Annotated in this window: 8 protein-coding genes; 3 read left to right on the forward strand and 5 right to left on the reverse strand. The window is 72.9% G+C overall.

The features are described from left to right. Positions 1 to 9: 9 nt before the first annotated feature. A complete protein-coding gene (locus Q1B24_RS03300) occupies positions 10 to 645 on the reverse strand; it encodes an MBL fold metallo-hydrolase (RefSeq protein WP_299923162.1) in 636 nt (211 codons plus the stop codon). A 136-nt stretch (positions 646 to 781) separates the two neighbouring features. Here Q1B24_RS03300 and Q1B24_RS03305 point away from each other — a divergent pair, with 136 nt between their 5' ends. Continuing rightward, positions 782 to 1,993, forward strand: coding sequence for a glycoside hydrolase family 16 protein (locus Q1B24_RS03305; RefSeq protein ID WP_299923164.1), 1,212 nt, complete (start codon positions 782 to 784; stop codon positions 1,991 to 1,993). A gap of 51 nt (positions 1,994 to 2,044) precedes the next feature. Here the strand turns inward: Q1B24_RS03305 and menD are convergent, their stop codons facing one another. Genes menD through Q1B24_RS03320 form a run of 3 tightly spaced genes read right to left on the reverse strand, consistent with a single transcriptional unit; the run spans position 2,045 to position 5,615 of the window. Further along, complete coding sequence (gene menD / locus Q1B24_RS03310; RefSeq protein WP_299923166.1) at positions 2,045 to 3,649, reverse strand: 2-succinyl-5-enolpyruvyl-6-hydroxy-3-cyclohexene-1-carboxylic-acid synthase; 1,605 nt, start codon at positions 3,647 to 3,649, stop codon at positions 2,045 to 2,047. Further along, the gene (locus Q1B24_RS03315) at positions 3,646 to 4,599 is read right to left on the reverse strand and encodes an o-succinylbenzoate synthase (protein ID WP_299923168.1); all 954 of its coding nucleotides are present in this window, start codon (positions 4,597 to 4,599) and stop codon (positions 3,646 to 3,648) included. Before Q1B24_RS03315 ends, menD begins: the two co-directional genes overlap by 4 nt. Beyond that, the gene (locus Q1B24_RS03320) at positions 4,596 to 5,615 is read right to left on the reverse strand and encodes an AMP-binding protein (protein ID WP_299923170.1); all 1,020 of its coding nucleotides are present in this window, start codon (positions 5,613 to 5,615) and stop codon (positions 4,596 to 4,598) included. The genes Q1B24_RS03315 and Q1B24_RS03320 overlap by 4 nt, the downstream gene beginning before the upstream one ends. A 71-nt stretch (positions 5,616 to 5,686) precedes the next feature. On the opposite strand from Q1B24_RS03320, the gene Q1B24_RS03325 reads away from it, so the two are divergent. Continuing rightward, entirely contained in the window at positions 5,687 to 5,974 is a 288-nt protein-coding gene (locus Q1B24_RS03325; protein ID WP_299923172.1) for a DUF1330 domain-containing protein, read from the forward strand. Positions 5,975 to 6,026: 52 nt separating this feature from the next. Next, positions 6,027 to 6,191 (forward strand): hypothetical protein, encoded by a 165-nt coding sequence (locus tag Q1B24_RS03330; protein ID WP_299923175.1) that lies wholly within the window; start codon positions 6,027 to 6,029, stop codon positions 6,189 to 6,191. A 12-nt stretch (positions 6,192 to 6,203) separates the two neighbouring features. Here the strand turns inward: Q1B24_RS03330 and Q1B24_RS03335 are convergent, their stop codons facing one another. Further along, positions 6,204 to 6,680, reverse strand: a complete 477-nt coding sequence (locus Q1B24_RS03335; RefSeq protein WP_299923177.1) for a hypothetical protein — start codon at positions 6,678 to 6,680, stop codon at positions 6,204 to 6,206. Between the last annotated feature and the right edge of the window lie 208 nt (positions 6,681 to 6,888).

Consider the following 6,888-nt stretch of genomic DNA (forward strand, 5'->3'; position numbering starts at 1 on the left):
TCCTCTGGGTCAGAGGTCCTGGCCGGGCTCGCGACGCTCGAAGGCCTGGCCCTCCGGCAGGAGGTTGGCCATGTGCGTGGCGACCATGTCGAGGCCGATGTCGCTGTAGACGCGGTCATGGATCGCCAGCGATCGCGGTGCGGCGACCTCGCGCACGAAGTCGATCGCCTCGCTGACCTTGAGCCAGGGTGCGCTCACCGGCGCGAGCAGGACGTCGACCGCGCGGCCGGGCGCCGTCAGCGCGTCACCGGGGTGGTAGACGCTCGCTCCTGCGGACTCCAGGACGTAGCCGGAGTTGTCGAAGCGGTCGTAGTCGGGATGGATGACCGCGTGCTTCTCGCCGACGACCTCGACCGCCGTGCCGGCGACCTCGAGCCGGTCGCCGGGGCGCACGACGGTCACGCGAGCCGCGACCTCGGGCGCCTGCTCGCGGAGCAGCCGCTCGACGGCGGCGATCGTCCAGATCGGCACGTCGCTGCCGAGGAGGTGGTCGGGATGCACGTGGTCGGCGTGCTCGTGGGTGATCAGCACGGCGTCCGCGCCCTCGAGCGCCGCGGGGTCGGTGAAGACTCCGGGATCGATGACGACGACCCCGCCGTCACCCTGCACCCGGACGCACGCGTGGCCGAACTTGGTGATCCGCATGGTCCCCACCATAGGCGCGCGCCGCGATCGGGAAATCGCCGAACGGGTGGGGCGGAAGGTTAGGGTGGGGCAGCCTCCGACGGGTGGAGTGCCCTGGGGGAAACACCAATCGCACCCGAGACGAAGAGAGTCCTTTATGTCTGCACGCCGCGTGCTCGCAGGCAGCGCCGCCGCGCTGCTCCTGCCCGCGTCCCTGCTCCTGACGGTCGAGACCGGCTCGGCCACCGACTCCGCGGCAAGCGCCGCGTCGACGTCGGTGACCTCGTCGGTGGCCAGGAAGGCCGGCCAGAAGATCTCCGTGGAGGTTCTCCCGCAGATCGTCCAGCAGGGCAAGCGCACCGCCAGCGCGAGCTCGGCCAAGGCCGCCGTCACCGCGACCATCAAGCCGGTCAAGGTCGGCCGCAAGGTCGTCCTCGAGCGGCTCAGCGGCTCGTCGTGGAAGAAGGTCGGCACCGCCAAGCAGGAGCGCTCCGGCGACGCCAACTTCCGTGCCGCGGTCTCCAGCAACGGCGCCGCTGTCACCTACCGCGTGACCGCGCAGAAGTTCAAGGGCCTCAAGAAGGTCTCCAGCTCGGCCGCCGACACCGCGCAGTGGCTGACCCCGACCTTCAGCGACGAGTTCTCCGGCGGCTCCCTGAGCCCCGTGTGGAGCATGCGCGGCCAGGACTACGAGGCCCAGAGCAAGCGCAAGTGCTCCAAGGGTGACCCGAAGGCCGTCAAGGTCGGCGGCGGCGCCCTGCGCCTGAGCGTCATCAAGGACAAGTCGGCCAAGGGCAAGTGCAAGGCCACCTCGCGCAAGCTCAAGAAGAAGATCTCCTACCGCCTCAACGGCCACGTCGGCACCGAGGGCGCGTTCAGCTTCAAGTACGGCGTCGCCGCCGCGCGCGTGAAGATGAACAAGTCGCAGGGCCAGCACGCCAGCTTCTGGTCGCAGCCCGTCGGCGGCAACGGCCCCGGCAGCGACGGCCACGAGATCGACATCATCGAGTACTTCGGTGACAAGCACCCGCAGGGTGGCCTCACCAGCTTCATCCACTGGTACAAGGGCAAGCGCCTGATCAAGACCGGCTCGTGGATCAAGGACTCGAAGTCGTTCCTGAAGAACAAGCGCGACGGCTGGTCGAAGAACTACCACGTGTTCTCGGTCCAGTGGACGCCGAAGACGCTCATCTTCCGCATCGACGGCAAGGAGACGTGGCGCACGTCGAAGCGCGTGTCCAAGGCCCAGCAGTACCTCATCCTCAGCCTCCTCGCCTCCGACTACGAGGCCCTGGAGATGAACGACAAGAAGCTGCCGCAGAACATGTACGTCGACTGGGTCCGCGTGTGGGAGACCCCGCAGGCCTGAGCCTCTGACGCACCGCAGCACCACGGTCCGCGCGCTGGTCCACTCCCTGACTCAGGGAAGGGCCAGCGCGCGGATCTTTTCGTCCAGCTCGCGGCGGTTGTCCCGGCGCACCCGCGCCTCGACGACCTCGATGCCGCCGTTGGGCATCGCGAGCGCCTGCTCGAGCTCGGGCAGGCTGCCGACCTGCAGGTGCGGCACCCGCGCAGCAGCGCAGAGGCTCGTCAGGTCGGCCCCGTGCGGGGTGCCGAAGAGGGTGTCGAAGCGGTCGGCGTGCTCGGGCGCTCCCTGCTCGAGGGTCGCGAAGATCGACCCGCCGTCGTCGTTGACCACGACGATCGTCAGGTCCGGCCGCTCCTCGCGCGGGCCGAGGAGGAGACCCGTCGTGTCGTGCAGGAACGTCACGTCGCCCATCAGCGCCAGCGCGCGTGAGGACCGCGGTCGGCCGAGCGCTGCGCCGACCGCCGAGCTGACGGTCCCGTCGATGCCGGCCAGGCCGCGGTTGGCGATGACCTTGCGGCGGCCACCGACCTCGTAGCGGGCGACCATCAGGTCGAGGTCCCGGATCGGGTTCGAGGCACCCACGAACAGCAGGCCACCCGGCGGCAGCGCGCGGCTGACGGCCCCGGCCACCTCGTACGGCGTGAGGTCGGGCTCCTCGGCGAGGAGGCGGTCGAGCTGCTGCGACACCGACCGGTCGGCCTGCTGCCAGGCGTCGGCCCACGACGTGTCGGTCGCGTCCTCGACCAGCAGGTGGTCCGCCTCGTGGTCGACCGGGAAGGGGCGGCGCGTCCACATGCCGCGGTGCCGCGCCGAGACGACCTCGACGTCGGCCCGCCCGAGCAGGCGCGAGACCGGGCGCGACAGGGTCGGGTGGCCCAGCACCAGGACCCGCTCGACCTGCTCCCCGAGCTCGCCGTCCAGCAGGAGCCGGTAGGTGCGGATCGCGCTGGCACCGGTGCGGCAGCCGCTCGACGGCTCCGCGAGCAGCGGCCAGGCAGCCCTCTGCGCGATGACGCGGGCGATGGGCCCGGCATCGTCGCCGGCGACCACCACGGTGCGGGGGCCTGCTTCGACCATCAGGCTGGTCTGCACCGGGCCGGGGTCGTCGTCGACCCACTCGGGGGCACTGTCGGCAGGCGTCCATGCGTCGTCGGGGAGCAGCGGGTCGTCGAGCTGGACGTTGAGGTGGACCGGCCGGCGGTGGCGGTGCTGCCGCAGGAAGCCGAGGAGCTCCTCGAGGTCGGCTGCCGCCACGTCGAGGGTCGCCGCGAACGCACCGAAGATGCGGGCCTGGTCGGTGGTCTGGTTGGCGCCGGTGCCGCGCAGGCGGGCCGGGCGATCAGCGGTGACGACCACCAGCGGGACCCCGGCGTGGGCCGCCTCCATCACGGCGGGCAGCAGGTGGGCGACGGCCGTCCCGGAGGTGCACACGACGGCGGCCGGGTCGCCTCCGACCTTGGCCAGGCCCAGGGCGAGGAAGCCGGCCGTGCGCTCGTCGATCCGGGTGTGCAGGCGCAGGCCACCGGCCTGGGCGGCGTCGTGCAGCGCGAAGGACAGCGGTGCGTTGCGCGAACCGGGAGCCAGGACCACCTCACCGACGCGTGCACCGCGCAGCGCCGTCACGACCGTGCGAGCCAGCTGCGTCGAGGCGTTCACGAGGACCGATCCTGCCCTACGTCACTGAGCCGGGCGCGCCAGTGGGCCACCCGGTCGTCGGCGGCCGCGAGCCGGGCGAGGGCGTCCTCGTCGACCACCGGCCGCCCCACCCGCAGCATCCCGTCGACCGGCAGGAGCGGGTCGGCCGCGACGTCGTCGGTGAGCATCTGGACCGTGGCCAGCCCGCAGGCGTGGTGCAGCTCCGGCAGGGCCGCCGCGAGGGCGACGCCGGCCGCGATGCCGACGCTCGACTCGATGGCGCTGGAGACCACGACCGGCATCCCGATGTCCTCGGCGATCCGCAGGCATGCCCGGACACCGCCGAGCGGCTGGACCTTGAGCACCGCGATGTCAGCTGCCTCGAGGTCGCGCACGCGGTAGGGGTCCTCGGCCCGGCGGATCGACTCGTCGGCGGCGATCGGCACGGCCACGCGACGGCGGACGACGGCCAGGTCCTCGACGGCCGCCACCGGCTGCTCGACGTACTCCAGACCGCCGGCGGCGCGGTCGATCGCCGCGATCGCGCGGACCGCCTCGTCGACGTCCCACGCACCGTTGGCGTCCACGCGCACCAGGCCGTCGGGCCCGAGGGCGTCGCGCACCGCCTCGACGCGCGCCACGTCGTCGGCCAGCGTCTGGCCCCGCTCGGCGACCTTGACCTTGGCCGTCCGGCAGCCGCCGGCCCTGACGATGGCGTGTGCCCGCTCGGGGTCGGTGGCCGGGACGGTGACGTTGACGGGTACGACGTCGCGCAGCGGCTCCGGCCAGCCCACGTCGGCCGCCTCGTGCGCGCAGGCGAGCCACGGGCGCGCGGTCGCGTCGTCGTACTCGAGGAACGGCGACCACTCCCCCCACCCGGCGTCGCCGCGCAGGAGCACCCCCTCGCGCTCGGTGATGCCGCGGAACCTCGTGCGCAGCGGGATGGAGAAGACGTGCAGGTCGGCCGTCACAGCGCGGCCCGGATGGCCTGCCGGTCGACCTTGCCGTTGGGCAGCAGCGGCAGGCTGTCGACCCACCGGAACTCGCGCGGCGCCCACGACCGGGGGTGCTCGAGGCTGACCCAGTCACGCAGCTCGCCCTCGCGGACGTTGCCGACCACGACGGCGACGACCCGCTGGCCCCACTCGGGGTCGGGGACGCCGAGGACCTCGGCGTCCTGGACGAGCAGGTGCTGGCGCAGGCGCTGGGCGACGGCGGTCACCGGGATCTTCACGCCGCCGCTGACGACGACGTCGTCGATGCGCCCGATGACCTGCAGGCGCCCGTCCTCGTCGAGGCGTCCGGCGTCGGAGGTGAGGAACCAGCCGTCGACGACGGACTCGGCGGTCAGCGCGGGGTCGTCGGCGTAGTGGCTGAACAGGGTGGGTCCGGCGATCCGGATGCGCCCCTCGGCGCCGATCGTCACGCCGACGCCGTCGAGGGGCAGGCCGTCGTAGACGCACCCGCCGGAGGTCTCGGAGGAGCCGTAGGTCGCGACGACGCGGACGCCGAGCTCCTCGGCTCGCCGGCGCACCTCCGGGTCCAGCCCGCCGCCGCCGACCAGGACGGCGTGGCAGCGCGCGAGGGCGGCGACCTGCTCGGGATTGCCCACGATGCGGTGCAGCTGGGTGGGCACGAGCGAGGCGAACGTCGGGGTGTCGGCGTGGTCCGCGGCCATCGCACGCCCGACGTCGAGGCCGTCGACGACGACGGGCTCGTGCCCGGCGACCAGGGAGCGCACGATGACCTGCACCCCCGCGACGTACGACGACGGGAGGGCGAGGAGCCACCGGCCGGACCCGCCGAGCCGGCGCGCGGACGCCTCGACGCTGGCGAGCACGGCGCGGCGCGGGATGACGACGCCCTTGGGCCTGCCCGTGGAGCCGGAGGTCTCGATCAGGAGCGGCGGAGCGGCATCGGCCTCCAGCCACCGCGACAGCTGCCGGATGGCGACGGAGGGTTCGTCCGAGGGGCGCAGGAAGCTCACCCGACGAACGCTAGTGGCTCTGCCCCGGCTCGCGGGCTCCGCTCCGCGGCGCACGTCGTAGTGTCGCGACCATGACCGCGTACTGGATCACCACCTACAAGGCCGTCCACGACCCCGACAAGGTGGCGGCCTACGCCACCCTCGCCGGGCCCGCGCTGACCGCGGCGGGCGGGCGGTTCCTGGCGCGGGGCGTGCCGGAGGTGACCTTCGAGAAGGGCGAGGCCACCCGCACGATCGTGATCGAGTTCCCGTCGGTCGAGGCGGCGGTCGCCGCGCACGACACCGAGGCCTACCAGGAGGCGCTCCGCGCCCTCGACGGCGGCGCGGACCGCGACATGCGCGTGGTGCCGGGCGCGTAGCCGCCGCCGAGCGCCGCTTCGATCCCCGTCGGGGGCGTGGCATCGTGGAGGGATGGACGCCTTCCGGCTCGTCATGACCGTCGTCGTGATGGTGGGGGTCGTCGTCGCCATCCTGCTCTTCGAACGACGCCGGGCGGAGCGCATCAGGCGTGACACCGCGCGGATGGCGCAGGGCCACCCCGATCCCGAGGTGGAGGACGACGGCCGTACGCCGTAGCCGCGGGTCGCCTCAGGTGGCGACGGCCTCGCGGACCCGGTCGAGCATCGCCTGCTCGCCGGCGCTGACCTGCTCGGCGTGGAAGCCCATGAAGCCGCCCTCCTTGGCGGCCTCGGCCGCCGCCTGGGCACTCGCGAGCAACCACGCGCCGTACGCCGTCGCCTCCTCGGCCGTCGCGGTGCCGGCCACGACCGCCACCACCTCGCGCAGCTCGGCGACCACCTCGTCCCCGACGGCCGGCCCCGTGGGCTTGTACCCCTTCAGCGGGTGACGGCGCTCCTGCACCATGCCCTGGACGTCGAGCGCCACGTCGGACAGGAGCTCCTCGCGGCTCGGCGGGCTGGTGGCCGACCTCATCGAGGCCATCGTCTCCTTCGCGGCCTCGATGGGGCCGCCCGGATCGGCCAGGGAGATCGCCAGCCCGGCCACGAACGGCGCCCGCACGATCCGGGCCCATTCCTCCTCGGAGAAGTCACTCTTCGTCGTCACGCCATCGTCCCTTCCGCGCGGTGGCCGCACCCCGTCCGAGCCCGGCACGGTCGCCAGTCTCCGCCGCGCCCGGGACGACGGCATCCCACGCCACGGGGGAGGTCGGACTCCGAGCGGACCCTTCGTGGCACCTAGGGCGTGTCTCCCAAAGATCGGCGGGGATGGCCGGGATTGTTGACGCATGTCGCGTTCTGCCGTGTTGAACGAC

Source organism: uncultured Nocardioides sp. (assembly GCF_947488025.1).
In the GTDB taxonomy this organism is placed as follows: domain Bacteria; phylum Actinomycetota; class Actinomycetes; order Propionibacteriales; family Nocardioidaceae; genus Nocardioides.